The 17,692-nt window shown below is 34.0% G+C and carries 15 protein-coding genes and 2 other annotated features; all 15 genes read right to left on the bottom strand.

Annotation, left to right across the window (positions count from 1 at the left end; genetic code table 11):
* Positions 1–28 precede the first annotated feature (28 nt).
* A complete protein-coding gene (locus tag ACHZK0_RS09745; protein ID WP_270341099.1) occupies positions 29–1,837 on the bottom strand; it encodes an IucA/IucC family protein in 1,809 nt (602 codons plus the stop codon).
* Between the two features lie 298 nt (positions 1,838–2,135).
* Positions 2,136–2,657 carry a GNAT family N-acetyltransferase gene (locus tag ACHZK0_RS09740; RefSeq protein WP_262742449.1) on the bottom strand — a complete coding sequence of 174 codons (522 nt, stop codon included), beginning with the start codon at positions 2,655–2,657 and terminating at the stop codon, positions 2,136–2,138.
* 95 nt (positions 2,658–2,752) lie between these two features.
* Positions 2,753–3,433 carry an MgtC/SapB family protein gene (locus ACHZK0_RS09735; protein ID WP_000119503.1) on the bottom strand — a complete coding sequence of 227 codons (681 nt, stop codon included), beginning with the start codon at positions 3,431–3,433 and terminating at the stop codon, positions 2,753–2,755.
* A gap of 159 nt (positions 3,434–3,592) precedes the next feature.
* Positions 3,593–4,249, bottom strand: a complete 657-nt coding sequence (locus tag ACHZK0_RS09730; protein WP_061680438.1) for a YkyA family protein — start codon at positions 4,247–4,249, stop codon at positions 3,593–3,595.
* A 14-nt stretch (positions 4,250–4,263) separates the two neighbouring features.
* Positions 4,264–5,085: a peptidoglycan-N-acetylglucosamine deacetylase gene (locus ACHZK0_RS09725; protein WP_262742413.1), complete on the bottom strand. Its 822-nt coding sequence runs from the start codon at positions 5,083–5,085 to the stop codon at positions 4,264–4,266.
* A gap of 103 nt (positions 5,086–5,188) precedes the next feature.
* Positions 5,189–6,550, bottom strand: coding sequence for a sensor histidine kinase (locus tag ACHZK0_RS09720; RefSeq protein ID WP_270341090.1), 1,362 nt, complete (start codon positions 6,548–6,550; stop codon positions 5,189–5,191).
* A complete protein-coding gene (locus ACHZK0_RS09715) occupies positions 6,547–7,236 on the bottom strand; it encodes a response regulator transcription factor (RefSeq protein ID WP_262742415.1) in 690 nt (229 codons plus the stop codon). The genes ACHZK0_RS09720 and ACHZK0_RS09715 overlap by 4 nt, the downstream gene beginning before the upstream one ends.
* A 13-nt stretch (positions 7,237–7,249) precedes the next feature.
* Positions 7,250–8,497, bottom strand: coding sequence for a hypothetical protein (locus ACHZK0_RS09710; protein WP_395761482.1), 1,248 nt, complete (start codon positions 8,495–8,497; stop codon positions 7,250–7,252).
* Between the two features lie 164 nt (positions 8,498–8,661).
* Positions 8,662–9,663: an LCP family protein gene (locus ACHZK0_RS09705; protein WP_262742417.1), complete on the bottom strand. Its 1,002-nt coding sequence runs from the start codon at positions 9,661–9,663 to the stop codon at positions 8,662–8,664.
* 283 nt (positions 9,664–9,946) lie between these two features.
* Complete coding sequence (locus ACHZK0_RS09700) at positions 9,947–12,250, bottom strand: glycoside hydrolase (RefSeq protein WP_270341083.1); 2,304 nt, start codon at positions 12,248–12,250, stop codon at positions 9,947–9,949.
* A 197-nt stretch (positions 12,251–12,447) separates the two neighbouring features.
* Entirely contained in the window at positions 12,448–12,657 is a 210-nt protein-coding gene (locus tag ACHZK0_RS09695) for a DUF6366 family protein (protein ID WP_061676877.1), read from the bottom strand.
* A gap of 112 nt (positions 12,658–12,769) precedes the next feature.
* The gene (gene thrB, locus ACHZK0_RS09690; protein ID WP_262742420.1) at positions 12,770–13,663 is read right to left on the bottom strand and encodes a homoserine kinase; all 894 of its coding nucleotides are present in this window, start codon (positions 13,661–13,663) and stop codon (positions 12,770–12,772) included.
* The gene (gene thrC / locus ACHZK0_RS09685) at positions 13,660–14,718 is read right to left on the bottom strand and encodes a threonine synthase (RefSeq protein ID WP_262742422.1); all 1,059 of its coding nucleotides are present in this window, start codon (positions 14,716–14,718) and stop codon (positions 13,660–13,662) included. The genes thrB and thrC overlap by 4 nt, the downstream gene beginning before the upstream one ends.
* Positions 14,711–16,006, bottom strand: a complete 1,296-nt coding sequence (locus tag ACHZK0_RS09680) for a homoserine dehydrogenase (RefSeq protein WP_063261823.1) — start codon at positions 16,004–16,006, stop codon at positions 14,711–14,713. Before ACHZK0_RS09680 ends, thrC begins: the two co-directional genes overlap by 8 nt.
* Positions 16,007–16,160: 154 nt before the next feature.
* Positions 16,161–16,392: a binding site (T-box leader), on the bottom strand.
* A 115-nt stretch (positions 16,393–16,507) separates the two neighbouring features.
* Positions 16,508–16,739 (bottom strand) — a binding site (T-box leader).
* A gap of 235 nt (positions 16,740–16,974) precedes the next feature.
* Entirely contained in the window at positions 16,975–17,613 is a 639-nt protein-coding gene (locus tag ACHZK0_RS09675) for a pyridoxamine 5'-phosphate oxidase family protein (protein ID WP_063261822.1), read from the bottom strand.
* Positions 17,614–17,692 lie beyond the last annotated feature (79 nt).

Below are 17,692 nucleotides of genomic sequence, written 5' to 3'. Positions count from 1 at the left end.
TTTGTATTACGTGAAATTTTAACGCTATTTATGAACGAACAGCCACTTCTCTAACGAGCGGATTCTGTACCTGTACGTAAATTGCTTGTTCTAATGGATTACTTAACTCATCGACATCAAAAAATCTCGTTAATAAATTTGCTTTACATGCCAACTTATCCTCTTCCAACAATTCTCTTAAAAAGGTAGAAGGTTCACGGTTATAAGGAAGGAACGATTCAAGTACAGATCTTAATTCAGAGAGAAGAATTTCCTCCTTAATTAATCCTGCTGTGCCAAAACCGTTAATGAGGCCAAACATATGATTGAAAATTAAATAGTAACGAAATCTTTCATCTACAATATAATCGTCATATAGATTTCCAGTACGTTCTCCAATACCAGTTAACTCCTTATTAAGCACTTCTTTCATTGAATTGCAGAAATAAAAACCTTGATTATCACGGAAATAATATTTGACCGGATAACCGTCCTTTAGCTGAACAACACTATTTTGCTGATGAGCTTCTAATGCAACACCATACCGTAAGTACATCCATACCATCGGCTTTAAAGAAATATTCATATATCGTCTGAACCACTCTAAACTGACTTCTTCGCAGCTTCTACTTTCTACATCTGCTAGTCGATGAATAATATTTGATAAACGAGTACGTTCTCCAGGTATAGCATCTTGAACTAGTCCAGCTATTAAAGTAACGTCATCTGCATGTTCGCTATAAAAAGGATTCTCTCGTATAATTACTTCAAATCCAGATTCTTCTGCCCCGTAATTTAATGTAATAAATGCTGGATCACAAATAAAATCAAAACCCGGAAATTTTTCTATCACTTCACCAATCCCTGTATTTAGCATTTCCTTTCCTTCCAGACCACTTTCTAGTTCCTTCAATTTATTAATGCGCATTGAATTTGTTACTTTTACTGGAAATGAAAACTTAAGCATATATTTTGAGTGGGGATGATATAACGTCCTAAGTGATGATGTTGCCATATAATACTTACCGGCCGGACCGATATATTCAAGTACTCCTTGATTTAACCAATCCTGTACGTAAGATTGGTGTAATAGCCATTCTGCCTGAAGCGGATGAATTGGAAGTAATGAATATTCATCTTCCTTACAATATTTCGATATAAATTCCTGACTCACCATCTCATCATTACATAACTCTTCTTTTAGAATTACTGTTGTAGAATCAAATAATAATGATTTTTCCTTTACTATACTTTTATGTGCCCTAAAATAATGAAGCTGACATTCTCCTTTTAATTCTGGAGAATACATTGCGCTTTTCCATTCCAAAATACCTTGTCTACTCTTTGGGGTTGGATGAGTTAAATGTCCAAATAATAATGATTGCTCCGCCTCTATAAAGGATGTATGGAAACCATATAATTTTGATGTTTCTTCTATCCGTTCCTTTAAAAAAACTTCAATATTTTGACAACTTTGAATGACACGGACCATAAGTTCAGCGGGATTTGTACCATCCCCATAATTCATAGACATTTCTTTTATTAAAAACGTAATAACAGTAACGTAATCTGCTTTTATAACATTCTTATTTTCTCCCATTTGATAATAAAATTGTTCTCCAAACAAATGGCGATCTGTTGCTGATTTATATATAACTTCTCCATACAAAGTAACGTTCTGCGCCGATAGCCGACAATATAAATATGTGGGGACTATATCTCTATTCAACGTATTACTGAAGATACTTTTCATTTTTTCATCCTCTGTAATCCATTCTCCACTCCCTGTTTCCCTTAAATAACAGTTTAAAAAACTTTGTAATGTTGCATGTTCTGCGATTTGTTTCGCATGCTGCATATTGGTCCTCCTCTTTATATTAAAGCTATCGAAATTTTATATAATAAACAACAATTGAATATCGTTATCAATTATGATTCTAATTGATAATGATATTCAATTCAATAGTATATTTCAGAATTTTTTTATCTAATTTAATTTTTCTTGTTTTCTCTCTTTTCTTTAATCTAGTTAAAAATACACGAAAAAAATACTCAATTTCAAACTACATACTTACTTTTTTCATTAGTAATCCCCTTCAAAATAGTTAAACAAAAGAGGTATACCTTAATTGGTATACCTCTTTCAAACAATAAGTTTACATAATAATATTATTTATATTTCTCCAACAATACGCTGTTTCTTCTATATTTAGTCTCTCTAAAAATTTCGTATCAATTTTTTCCGGATTATATTTTTCATAAAACTTTTTAGAAGGATTATTCGTAACAACCCATACTAAAAGTGATTGCATATCATTGTTTATACATTCCGATAAAAAACCTTGAAATAACTTTTGGCCTATTTTCATTCCTTGATACTCTTGTAAAAGGTAGATCGCATATAATTCCCCATCACAATTATATGCACCACTTCTTTCCACTCCTCCGTCAATGAACCCAATTATTGTTCTATCTAATGTCTCTGCTACAAATCTATATTGGTATTTATCTTCTTGCTGAAAAATGTTTTCCCATTGTTTTTCTCTTTGCTCATATGTTATATTTTCTAAAATTTCGTCAGCAAATATCCCTTTATACGTTGTTTTCCAGCTATCAACATGCACCTTTGCTATACCTGGTATATCATCTTTTATTGCTCTTCTAATATGTATTTCCATCATTTCTCCCCCTTGTTTACTCATCATTATATCAATTTATTCCCTTAAAAATCCAAATAAAAAAAGAGTGAATACACTTCACTCTTTTTTCACAATTATCTACTTTCCACTTCAACTGAGACTACTCGATCGATCTCTTTTAGGGAACTATATAACTCTGTTGTATATAAATCTTCTGGAGCTAAAATAACCATCTCCAGTTGCTGAAATGCTCCACTATCTATATCTTTAATTTTCACTCGTTTCACATGCATACCTAAATTTTTGATTTGCTTAAATATACCATCTAACTCATGATGCTCTTTTACAGTAATTTTTATAGATAAATCCTTTTGTCTTAATGAATACGGACCTGCGATTTTCACAAGTTGTGGAAGTACGTTAATTGCTAAAATAATTAAAATCATAGCAACCGTCGCTTGTAAATAAAATCCCGCCCCAATTGCTATACCTAAAGCTGAAGCAGCCCACACCATAGAAGCTGTCGTTAATCCGGAAATAACATCATTACTTCTTCGTAAAATAACACCTGCGCCAAGAAAACCAATACCACTCACAATTTGAGCAGCTAGACGCATTGGATCCATATTTGTATGCCCTGGAACAGAATATACATGTACGGCTTCAATTGAAACCATCGTAATTAAACAGCTTGCTACAGAAATAACCATACTTGTTTTCACACCAAGCGGTTTATTCTTTAGCTGCCTATCTATCCCGATGAATAATCCTAAAAAGAGTGCTAAACCTAATTTGAGTAAAAATTCATATGACATATTTCCATTCTCCTTACTTTACAATGTTTCCCTTGGAATAATTCACTATAACTCTTTTATGATATCAATTCCAGCCTTTTCTATTCATTTAACGTAAAAAGCCGAAAAAACATTTGTAACGATGTTTCTCCGGCTTTTTATTATGCTTAAGATTCTTCTTTATTTCTGATCTTTAATCTTAATCTCTGCATCTTTGTAGAATGCTAATTTACTGTCATTATACTCTTTTGTAAAATTGTTAAATTGCTCTTTTGATTTTTGTGCTTCCACAGTTGATTCATTAACAGCTTTAACTTTTTCACCAATCTCTTTTAATTTCGTTTCTTTTACTTTTAATTTTTCATACAGTTCTTTTTCAGTCGCTAACGCCTTCGTATAATTTTCATTCATCTTTTGGAATGCATCATAACGGTTTTTATACGACTCTTCTACTGCTTTCGCTTGTTTTTGTAACTTCTTATCTTCAAGCTTTTCTATATTTCCCTGCACAGATTTCGTTTCTTTCTGAGCTTTTTCTAGCATTTCTTTCTCAGTTTTTAATACTTTTTCACGGTCATCTACATTTGCAGTAGCTTGCTCTATCTTCTTCATAACAGCGTCATTATGATCTTTACCTTCTTGTAAAATTTGAGAATATAGCTCTTGACCTTCCTTCTCTAACTTCTCTAACTTCTTCGCTTCATCAACTAATGATTTTTCTTGTGTTGCCGCTGTTTCAAAAGCTGTATAAAGATTTTCTTCTGGTTTTTCACCGAAACAACCTGTCAATAATCCTACTGATAGTGCTCCAACTACTGCTACTTTTCCATACTTCAACGTTCATTCCTCCATTACATACGGTTATCATGCCAGAAATTCACTGGGAAGTGACTTTCTTCATGATAAGCTTCAAACTCATAACCCTTTTCTTTTAAGCCTTTTAAAATTGCTGGCACAGCAGCAACTGATTGTGGGTGAATGTCATGCATTAAAATAACTTCCTGTGGTTTTGTTGCATGTGTAATTACGTTTTGAGCAATTTGTGCTGCCGCTGCATCAACTTGCATTTTATTATATTTCCAATCTAATGAATCAATTGTCCAATCCCATACTTTAAAACCGCCCTCTACCACTTTATTTCGAAGACCTTCATTTAATCCAGGCATCGAACCGTATGGTGGACGTGTTAATTTAGGTGATTTTCCAATAATATTTGCGATTAAGCTTTGATCTTCTTTCATTTCATTTACATACTCGCCATTTTTATATAGCTTTGCAAAATTATGTGTCATACTATGCATACCTACATAATGACCTTCTGCATCTTCACGTTTCACTAAATCCGGAAATTCTTTTACATTCGCTCCAATTAAAAAGAACGTCGCCTTCGCATCATGCTGTTTTAACATATTTAACAATTCAGCCGTATATTTCCCTGGGCCATCATCAAATGTAAGATAAGCAACTTTTCTTTCTTTCCCATTAAAACGACTTGGTGCCGTTTTAATCATTTCTACTTTCGGTTGTTCACTTGCAAGCTGTACTACATTTTCTTGTTTTGCAACAGCCTTTGCTGGTGAAGTAATGGATTGAAACATGAAATACCCAATAGCTACTGCTGCAATCGCTATTAAAACGACTACTACTCGTTTAATTTTAAAAGCTTTTTCCATTCTATCTAATTCCTCTCCCTATTAATCTTATATATAAATCACCCAATATAATTATACATCTATTTATTTTATTACACTATATAAACAGACCTATACATATGTATTATAATGGGAGTTTTATCAAAATGGTTGTTCCTACTCCCTCTTTACTTATAAAACTAAGTGTACCTCCATGAAGCTCTACCATTTTTTTTACGATAGCTAAACCAAGACCAGCACCTGTAACATGGTTATTAATCTGGTAAAATGACTGTTCTATATATGGTAAATGCTCTTTAGCAATTCCAATCCCTTCGTCTTTCACCTTGATTACTGCTTGTCCTTCATTTTTAGTCGCTTCAATGTAAATTGTACCTTTTTCATGTGAATATTTAATAGCATTTTGAACAATATTCAAGAAAATTTGCTTTAGCCTATTTCGATCTCCCATCAATTCAATTCTTTCTATCGTATTCATAAATTGAATTTGTTTCTCTTCAGCGTTAGGAGTTAATTGCCAAATCGTCTCCTCTAGTATATCGTATATTTGCACCTTTTGTTTATATAAATTGAAATGATTTGATTGTAATCTTGAAAAATCTAGCAATTCTTCTACTAAATGAATCAATCGGTCTGTCTCACCTGATATAATTCCCATACCTTGCTTTATCTCTTCTTCGGTTAGATGATCTACCGTTTTTAACGTCTCACTCCAGCCTTTAATTCCAGTTAAAGGCGTTCGTATTTCATGAGAAATCGAAGCAATGAATTCATTTTTCATCTGTTCCGCTTTTTCTATTTTATTAGACATATGATTTAAACTATGTGCCAACTCACCTAATTCACCAGGATAATCCTCTTTAATTTTTTTCTTTAATGTACCTTCTGCAATTTGTGAAGAAGCATGAATAATAGATTCAATTGGTTTAACAAACGAATTCGCTAATCGTCTACTGATTAAGAATACAATTCCTGAAATAACAATACCTACAGAAATAGTAAACATAATGATTTCGATAATCTTTGCATTTACATTCGTTAAAACAGTCGTATATTTCAAAACACCGATCGTTTGTCCTTGATGAATAAGTGGACTAATCACTTCTAATTGTTTCACATTTTCTTTCGTAGTAGTCACTTGATGGTACATTTCTCCTTCTAGTAACGAATACGGAATAACTACTTTACCTTCTACCTTTTGTCCACTTGACGACTGTATAATCGTACCATGTCGATCAATTAATTGTAATTCAGTTCCTTCTAACTGAAAGCTCTCAATTATATCCCCGCTGTATTCTTGCAAACGAATAAAGTATAGTGAATTGTATTCAGAGAAAAATCGTGTACTTGTCTTCGCATGAGATTCTATATATTGCACAATACCATTATAATAATATCGATAAATGGAGACTGAAAATACGACTTCAAATAATACAAGCATAAGTATAATGACCGTCATAAAATATAAAGTCACTTTTCTTTTCATCTTATACTTTCCTTCCACACATATCCTTTTCCCCACACAGTAAGAATAAATTCAGGTTCTGATGGATTACATTCTATCTTTTGACGTAACCGCCTCATATTTACATCTACTACTTTCGTCTCACCTACATAATTCGTTCCCCAAATCATATTTAAAATCTCATCACGTGAAACCGGCTTTGAAGCCTGATTCATTAAATACTGTAATATCATATACTCTGTAGGGGTTAAATCAACTAATTGTCCACTTTTATATAATCTTTCTTCTATAACATTTAAAGAAAACGGGCCAGATATGATTGTATTTGCTTTTTCATCATGTACTTCTATTCTTCTTAATAACGATTGTATACGTGCAGTTAATTCCACTGGACTAAACGGCTTTGCGATATAATCATCTGCACCAATCCCTAATCCTTGTACCTTATCTTCATTTTGTACACGTGCGGTTAACAGAATAATACCGATTTTTTTATTTTCTTCTCGGATCGCTTTACAAACTTGAAAACCATCCATTCCTGGTAACATTACATCAAGCAATGCTACATCAACAGTATGTTCACATAAAATCTGTAACGCCTCTTCTCCCGTACTAGCTTCTAATACATAAAATCCAGCACGTTTCAAATTTAAGACGATAAAACTACGAATAGGCATTTCATCTTCTAAAACTAAAATTGTTGGCATAATTTCCACCTCCCTACTCTTGTTGATAATCCGCTAGCGGCTTTACATATGCTTTCACTTTTTCAAAATGTGGTTGTTTCGGTACGGCGTATACGTGAGAAGCCGTTTTCACTGCTGCCTCGTATCCCTTTATTTTCAACCATTCTCTCCGCTTAAATATATGGACTTCAAGCCATAGTTCATTTGTCGTTGTATCTATAAATTTTTGAACTTCTGATGCTTCTTGCTGGACTGGAACAGTTATTTTTCCAATTAATGCTTGCGGGATTTTGACAAAATAACCTTTCTCTATATTTACATATCTTTCTTCTATCGATTTAATTCCATCTTCACTCCACTGAATATAACGTTCAAACATCGTACTCTCTCCGTATGATGCCTCTTCCCAACCTTTTGGACGCACTGTACGAACAAATTCAATAATGCCGTCTTCATTTATATCTTTGCTTTCAACTACATAATCATTGAATAAATCTTCTTTTCCATCTATAGGTAGTGGATCATAATGACCCTTATCAAATTTTGCTACATATGTTATCCCTGAATGAGCGCCAACACCTGCATCAATTACAACTGCCTTTAGTGATTTAGAAATGCGGCCCATTTGTATTCTTTGGATGCTATTTATAAATGGATCGAATGACGCTTCAGATACAGTCTTAAATTGTTCCATGAACTCAACTGTCAATTTCTCATCCTTTTCATACGTAACAAGGCTTATATCTTTCAGTCCATTTTTATTTAGATCTTCTATGAATAACTTCGTATAACTTCGATTATATATTTCCTTCATATCTTCATTTTCTTCCGAAAAAACATACATAACATGTTCTAACGATTCACGACTTACAGAAATTCCGATTAGTAACTCCCGCTTCCCGTTTCCTGTAAAATCACCGACTTCAACGACATCTACATCTCCACCATCAAATCTATGTGTGGACTTTACTTTCCACCCATTTCCGGCTTCTTCATATACGGCTAAATATACGCTATGATCTTCATTCGGCAATTTATAAAATAAAATGGCTTCTTTTTTATTATCTTGTTTAAAATCCATTGACCAAATCATCTGTTTATCTTTATTAGACATTGGAGTAAGCAATCGATAATTAACAGGCAAATCTTTATCTACTTGCTCTTTTAGTTCATTAATCCATTTTTCATTGGCAGGAGCACCCATTAAACTTGTTGGGGCTTCAGTCATTTTACATCCAGTCAACATAAAAATGATTCCCATCATGCCTATCCATTTCTGCATATGATATCTTTCCTTATTACAGATTTTCATTATTTCTCTTTACTTTTTGCTTCTCCAATATTCTCATACATATGAGTATAATTTTTCTAAAATAAAAAATCGTTACAGAAAAGTTACAAAACCATTCCGATAAAAAAAGATTGGCGAAAGCCAATCTTTTTTTATTATTCGTTTCGAACTGGTTTTGGTGTTACACCTAAATGATCATTTAATTTTCTCGAAATATCTTTCACATTTTTTTCATTTGGAATGTAATAATAAATACCTCCGATACGTTTATCCGTACCTTCTACTTGCATTTTTTCCATTTCCAAATTAGACCCTGCCATATTTTTTGTAATCGCAAGCATATCATCGAAAGTTAAGTTCGTTTTCATATTTTTATCAACCGCATCAAGTAAAGAGCCCATTTTGCTAATAGATTGGACAGACATTGCTTTTTTTGCAATTGCTTCTATTACAAGTTGTTGTCTTTGGCCACGCATGGCATCACTGTCAATTTTACGTGTTCTTGCAAGTGCAAGTGCTTGTTCCCCATTTAAATGTTGGTAACCTTTCTCTAAATGAATCATACCCGCTTGGTCTTTACTATCTTGCTCTGTGAAAGTAACAGGTACATCAATATCAATACCACCAAGTGAATCGACAATTTGTACGAATGATTCAAAGTTAAACTTCACATAATAATCAACAGGAACATTTAAAAATCTTTCCACTGTATCTCGTGTACTTTCAACACCACCAAATACGTGTGCGTGTGTAATTTTATCTAATTTCTTTCTAGATGGAATATATACACGTGAATCACGCGGAATACTTACTAATTTTACTGATTTATCATCTTTATTAATTGTTGCTAATAAAAGTGCATCTGTTCGAACTGCTTCTCCGTATTGACTTTTTCGCATTTCACTACCATCTACACCCATAATTAAAATAGAGATGTTATCCTTTAAAGGCTCAACTTCTTTATCACGTTTTGATGATTTATCAATTTGTGCATACGCATCACTTACAACAGCTTTTGCTTTATTATATATTAATGATCCATATCCTACTCCTCCAAAAATAAGTAGGAAAAATGGAATTAAAATGAACCATTTTATTGACTTTCTTTTAGAACGTTTTTTATTGCTTCTCGTATTTTGTTCTAATTCAGAGCTCATCTTCATTCGCCTCTCTTTCTCTTTCCCTAGTATAATGTATGTCTAGCAATCTTCATATTGAATTTCCTTTCAAACACCTTACATTTTTGTAAGGTTACATGATAAATCCAATATGTATTCCATTTCACATTATACTCTCGTGCTTATTTTTGGCAAGTCACTATTTTTCAACTTCAAAAATTTGACGCTTCGTAACATCCGAAATTAAAGATTTATAAATTTATTCGTTTTGAACCCTTCAATTTTCACCTGAAAAATTAGTAATGCAACAATACATTTCATATTATCCCTCAAGCGGTGTATACATTGTTTTCTTCCCATGATTATAAATAACAGCGGATTTTGCTTTTAGTTTCGCCTTATCTATTTCTACCTCTTCATTTGAGAAATTCACAATAACTTTAATATCTTTTCCATATGAGGCAGATTGGACTAATTTATCTTCTGACAAATATGCAAAGTTCGTCATTTCTTCTTTTACTGCCTTTTCATGAACTTCATTCCAGACTTTCAGATGCTGCGTAATTTCTTGTTTATGCTTATTCCACTCTACTTCATCTAAATGGTATAACGGAGGAACATTATACAATAACTCATATAACATACGGTTTCCTACCTCATCTTTTACTTTCAAACTTCCCCATTCCCAGTGATGCGTTGTAATTACAGAATCGTTGTATACTAATTTATATAACGGTACCGAATATACTGGATTTAAATATACTTGTTTATATTCTTCTTTTAACGGTACTTGTTTTGCATATTTTTCTGGAACATTTTGATTCGGTGACCAATATCCGCCCACATAATACGGACTAGTTTTATTTTTCCTCATATCTTCATCGTCCCATTTAATAACCGGTGTTTCAATACCGTGAGCAAATGCAATCGTGCTACTTGCGAAGTCATTTCCACCTTCTGAACCAACTACCATACCTTTTTCTTGCGCAATATAATCCATTCGTTGCAACCTTGCTTTTAAATCTTGTTCTTGTGTTGTTATATGTTTGGCCGAATAGTCATCATAAATTTCACCTGTTGCATCACAATCAATAAACCATGAATTATATTTAGGTCCATTTTGTAATATATCGTTCATTCGCTCTTTTACACTAGGAAGAGATAAAGTTGGATTTAATTTTCGCCCTCTCCCTAAAAACCCTTGCACTTTTTCTCCATTTTTCTTCGTCACAGTTGCCTCTTCATATAACGATGGATCATGAAAAGAAGCTGTATTCCAATTTTTATCAGCCTTTTCGTGAATAGAATGGTACGAATCATACGGACCAACTAAATATCCCATTTTCTTAGCTTCTGTCACGAAATCAGGCTGCATATACCCTTGTTCCCAGTTCGGTAACCCAATCCACGCATTGTCTATTCCTGCTGCTTTCATTTCCTTTATAATATCCGTTCCATCTGCCTTACCCCATTTACTAACTTCTTCAACCGCATCGCCGAGCGCCGACTTTAATACATGCTTATTTAAGTTATATAACTCCATCTTCGATAACTGATCTACACCTTTGTTTAATAACTCACTAGCCTTCTGATCAACTTTTGGGAAAATATCCTCTTTATACAATTCCTTCATTGATAATACTTCATTTACATAACGCAAAATAACATTTTTTTGGTACTGATCAATGAAATTTTGTTTACTTACTTGCTCAAATACATTCAATTCGCCAGGCTCCGAACTATTCTTTTGAATAAGCTCTTTTATATGGCTAAACACTGGGCTATTTATTTGCTCTCTTATCTTTGGCCAATTTACGTTACTGTCAGACAAACCATTTTGATTCCAAAAATAAAAATGAGCCGCACCATAAAGTTTTTCAATCTCTTTATTTTTTCTAGCCTTTTCTTGTAATGTTTTAAATTCACCTTTTCCAGCAATATTATCCTTATACAGTTTAGCAATACTCACTGCATCATTATTTGTCACATATAATTGAAATCCATATGTTTTATTTTTATTTATGCTCGGGAATTCATGTATAAAATCAAATCCTATTTTCGGATCCGAATGAAATTTCAATTCATTATTAAACATATTGTTCGCAATATATACAATGGAATATTTCGAACCATTTAACGCAAAAAACTTCATAGAAAATGATTCAGCAAATGAATATGCATCATCCTTTAAAAACTTCTTCCAATTTTCATCATTACTCGGAATTTGCTTTCCTTCCCATAACGGAAGTGTATAATTTTCAGCTTGTACTTTCGGCCATGTGAAGCTTTCTGCACCAATTGATTCCACTTCAATATTTAAGTGATCTTTTTTCTTTTCTACATTCACTTTTACTTTTTGATCTGGGTATTCCCATGATGTGCGCCCGTTATCTTTTTTCACATTCGACACCTTCATTTTCGGTAACGGCTGTGACGCCTGTTCCTTTACACCATCATGTTCTACAGTTAACGTGAAAGTTTCTGGATTTACATCGTAAGTAAATTCTTTATACGTCGCTTTCTTTATTTTAGACTCTTGTACAGCATTATTACCTTTTACATCACACCCAACTAAAGTCGAAAATGACATAGTTGTAAGAAGACATATCGCTATCATTTTTTTCATCTTCTGCACCTCCACCACTGAATATACAGGGGCTTTGTTACAGGAATGTGGCAAAAAAATAGAACTAGCATAACGCTAGCTCTATTTTGAGTATTAAAAATAAGTGTGTATGGACAACAATAATTTGTTTAAAGTATATGTAGTACAATCCTCACTACTTATAAAAGCAAATAATTCATAGCTTTAACGTGCATTTCTTAACTAAAAAAATAAGTGTATATAATATAGCCTAAAACTAGCACTACAATTACTAGCGCTGTACCTTTCCAATTCATACCACCTGTCATATCAACTGGACTACCTGATTCAGCTCTGTTTAATCCATCCTTTAAAGAACCGGTAGGATTATTTTTCAATTCACTTTGCCTTATACGTTCTCTCTTTTCTTCTGGTGACTCTTTCTTCATACGATCACCTCCAAATGAATACACGCTTTACTAAATTATACATTATTACTTTTCTTTTATATGCCAACTGAAAAGATATTTACAACAAAAAAAGCTAGCAATGCTAGCTTTTTTATAGCCCTATATGTTCTTCTTTATTTACAGTAATTCCTCTATGATCGATTTCTAGCTCGCACACATTCATAGACGTAAATACTCTCGCTAATTGCTCACCAATTTCTTGTCGTTTATCATATGGCGTTAATATAAAAATGGATGGGCCTGCACCACTAAGCGCTGTGCCGTATGCTCCAAATTCTTTTGCACATTTACGAATAGATGGTAATAACGGGACCAGTTCTAAACGAAATGGCTCGTGAAAATGATCTCTTTCCATCATTTCTCCTACAACTTCCCACTTCTTTTGACAAAACGCAGCTACTAATACGTTGCTGATTGCACTAGCCTTAACTGCTTCATGAAACGGAAACACATCTGGTAATACAGATCGGCTTTCCTCCGTATTTAACTCTTCATTTGGAATAAGAGAGATTACACCTAATTCCTTACTTTCAATTCTTACAACCGAAACATTCTTTCCATCCAGTGCTCCGATTACAGTTCCTCCTAATATAGAAGCAGCAACATTATCAGGATGTCCTTCAAAATTTGTAGCAATTTGAACTTTTTGATCAGTTGTTAAGTTCAAATTGCCAAGTTGATTCGCAAGCTCTATCCCTGCTACAATGGCTGACGCACTACTTCCTAGCCCTCTTGTTAGTGGGATATTACTAGTAACTTCTATTATATGGGGTAATAAAGAAGGACTCACTTTACATGCCGTGCTAACGATTAAATTTTTATCGTCTGTCGGAATTGATTCTTCAAAGGAATGAATTACTTCCCATTTATCAGCTTTCTCTTTTACTACTACATCTAAATATAATGACAAAGCTATTCCTACTGAATCAAATCCAGGTCCAACATTCGCTGTACTAGCAGGAACACGAATACTTAATGGTATCACGACATAATCACCCCTTTTATATGCTCTTTAATTTGTCCTATATCATTTGAAACACTTGCAATATCTAATGTATTAGAAGAGATTGCGATATCAGGATCTTTCAACCCATTTCCAGTTAAAACCGCAACAACTGTCTCTCCTTTTTTGATTTTTCCAGATTGAACATGTTTAATAACGCCGGCTAATGAAGCATTTGATCCTGGCTCAGCGAAAACCCCTTCCGTTTTTGCTAATAATCTATACGCATGTAATATTTCTTCATCTGATACCATATCTATTTCACCGTGAGATTGCTTAGCAGCCTCTACTGCATATGACCAACTCGCTGGGTTACCGATGCGAATCGCTGTTGCAATTGTTTCAGGTTCTTCAATGACATGTCCTTTTACAATAGCAGCTGCTCCTTCCGCTTCAAACCCGTGAATTCTTGGCTTCTTATAGCCTTTTTCTTTCTCATATTCACAGAAACCTTTCCAGTACGCTGTAATATTTCCAGCATTTCCAACAGGAATCGCTAAAACATCTGGTGCACCTTGCAACTGGTCACAAATTTCAAATGCTGCTGTTTTTTGCCCTTCAATTCGATAAGGATTCACTGAGTTTACTAATGTAATCGGCTCTTCAGCAGCAATATTTCTTACAGCCTTAAGTGCATCATCAAAATTTCCTTCTATTGAAATAATTTCAGCTCCATAGGCGACTGCTTGCGCTAATTTTCCATGTGCAATCTTTCCTTCAGGGATTACGATTATACATTTCATTCCAAGGCGTGCCGCGTATGCTGCGGCCGATGCCGAAGTATTACCTGTTGATGCACAAATAATTGCCTCCGAACCTTCTTCTTTCGCCTTCGCAACAGCCATTACCATACCACGATCTTTAAAAGAACCTGTCGGATTCGCTCCTTCATACTTACCGTATAACTGAATTCCTAATTGTTTTGATATATTTAATAACGGAATAAGCGGTGTATTCCCTTCCATTAAGCTCACATCAGGTGTATTTTCATTCACCGGTAAATAAGAAGCATACTGTTTTAATAATCCTTTATACATATTGTTTTTCCTCCTCAATAATGTAATAACTGTTTATTTCACTTGCGACATCTTCTATCGCCCCTAGCACTCGTTCGAATTGATACTTTGAAGTTTGATGTGTCACAACAACGACTTCTGCAAGTTCACGATTTAAAGGTAATTGAATAACTTCTTTTAAACTTACAGAATAATTAACGAAACATTCTGTTATTTTTTGCAACATCCCAGGTTCATCTCGTAATGAAATACGTAAGAAATATTTCGAAACGACTTCTTCATCTCCTTGTAATTCATACGGTTCTGGTTCTTTTAACGCACTTTTATTTTTCGGAACTTGATTCATACTTTTTACGATTGAAATAATATCACTTACTACAGCAGAACCAGTCGGTAACTTCCCAGCTCCCGGGCCGTAAAACATTACTTCTCCTACCGCTTGACCGTGAACATATACTGCATTAAATTCATTATTTACATTCGATAATGGATGATGTCTTGGTAAAAGTGTCGGTTCTACACTTAAATGAATGGCTGATCCTTGTTTCTCTGCTTTCCCAATTAATTTCATAGTAAATCCTAACTTTTCAGCCATTTGTAAATCTTCTTTTTCGACCTTTCGAATCCCTCTTACTTGCACATCATCTAAAGAAACATTCATCGAAAAACCTAAGTTTGCAAGAATGGCTACCTTTCTCGCTGCATCTAGCCCATCTACATCCGCTGTTGGATCTGATTCTGCGAAACCTAATTTTTGTGCTTCTTGTAATGCCTCTTCATACGACCATCCATTTTGACTCATCTTTGTTAACATGTAATTTGTTGTGCCATTTACAATTCCCATTATTTTTTCAATTTGATCTGAAGCTAAACCGTCTGTTAAGCCTCTTAACACCGGAATACCGCCCGCTACACTTGCTTCATAACATAAATCACAATCATTATCGTTCGCCAGTTGAAGAAGCTCTGCACCGTATACAGCCATTAAATCTTTATTTGCTGTTACGACATGCTTCTTATTTCGTAAAGCCTTAACAATGTGCTGCTTCGCTTCTTCAATTCCGCCCATTACCTCTACTACAATATCAATATTTGAATCATTTAGAACTTCATCGACATGACTTGTTACTACGATTCCATCAATACAAACATCACGTTCTTTTTCTAAGTCACGTACAACGACTGTCTTTACCTTCACTTCATACCCTGTATCAAGTGCAATTTTTTTATAATGTTCTTTCAAAATATGGACAACACCACTTCCGACCGTACCTAAGCCTAACACCCCAACATTAATAACGTTATTCATCTTCTAATCTCCTCCTACAATTTTATTTTTTATCTTTATCAATCACCTTGCTCTGCTTTTTAATCATGCAGGTGGTGGTTATTTCCGTACGTACAAATCGTTTCATGTTACAGCACCTCCTTTCAAAGTAATAAAAAAACACACTCATCCCTAGGAAAGGGACGAATGTGTTTTCGTGGTTCCACCCTTGTTCCAATCCAGACGTATTTCCTTCTAGATTGCTCAAGTTCAGATAACGGCTGATTCCGTCAATAATTACTAGATTACTCGTTCACTATTGAAGTTCAAAGGTGGTAAAACCATTTCTCGTGTTAGGAAGCTCACACCCTTGGCTTCCCTCTCTGTAAACCGTAAAAATGATTTCATGTCCTTATCGTTACTTTTTCGTTCATGTTTATTTGTTAATTCATTATACTCGTATAAACAACAAAATCAATACCGTTTTTTAATTATTTTTAATTTTCAATCTTCATATCCATAAAAAAACACACTCATCCCTAGGAAAGGGACGAATGTGTTTTCGTGGTTCCACCCTTGTTCCAATCTAGACGTATTTCCTTCTAGATTGCTCAAGTTCAGATAACGGCTGATTCCGTCAATAATTACTAGATTACTCGTTCACTATTGAAGTTCAAAGGTGGTAAAATCATTTCTCGTGTTAGGAAGCTCACACCCTTGACTTCCCTCTCTGTAAACCGTAAAAATAATTTCGTGTCCTTATCGTTACTTTTTCGTTCATGTCTATTTGTTAACTTATTATAGTTATCAACTTTTCAAAAAGCAAGCCTATTTTTACTAACAATTTTCAAAATCATTTTTTATTGTATTTCAAAATAGCATTATGCAACTACCACTTGATTTACCTATTTAGTTATTTATCCAGTTTGTAAATCAACGATTCCTATATGAATATCCCATTCTAAAATGTGTACATATTCACCTTACAAAACTATATCTATAAAGTTTTTTCAATACAATCTTTTCGTATAACTTTCTTCTAAAGAACGTGCAACATCTTCTTCAGAAGTATTTACTTTCGCATGCTCCAGCAACATTTTTGCTGCTGAAGGTAACTCTTTTTTATGTAACCAAGATTCTGGATCCCACATCTTAGATCGGATAAAAGCTTTTGCGCAATGAATATAACACTCTTCTATTTCAACGACAATTCCAAGTAACGGATTGCGTCCATTCGCCTGCATTTCTTGCAATATCTCTTCATCGTTTGTAATATACGCTCGGCCGTTTATTCGGAGCGTCTCCCCAAGTCCAGGAATAAAAAATAGTAACCCTACGTATGGATTTGAAATAATGTTCAAAATGGAATCTATACGACGGTTACCTGGTCTTTCTGGAATGATAATTTTATTATTATTTAATACGTATACAAATCCAGGTGCGTCTCCTCTCGGTGAAGCATCACACTCTCCTAATTTATTTGCAGTAGATAATACTAGAAAAGGAGATTTAGACAGGAAATCTACGCAATGGTGGTCTAATGATGAAATAACTTTCTTTAACGCTCGCTCACTTGGTTGCCCCAATATTTTCCGTAATTCTTCCTCTGTTGAAATAATCGATTTTATTTCCGTACGCTCTATCCCCACTATTAACCACTCCTTTTTTCTTTATCTTCCCAAAATTCAATACAAATATTGTATAATAAAATTTGCAGAAAGGGGAATT

The organism is Bacillus sp. 3G2, assembly GCF_044324725.1.
GTDB lineage: Bacteria > Bacillota > Bacilli > Bacillales > Bacillaceae_G > Bacillus_A > Bacillus_A mobilis.
Note: the sequence above shows the minus strand (reverse complement) of the source record. Positions and strands in the feature narration are given on the sequence as shown.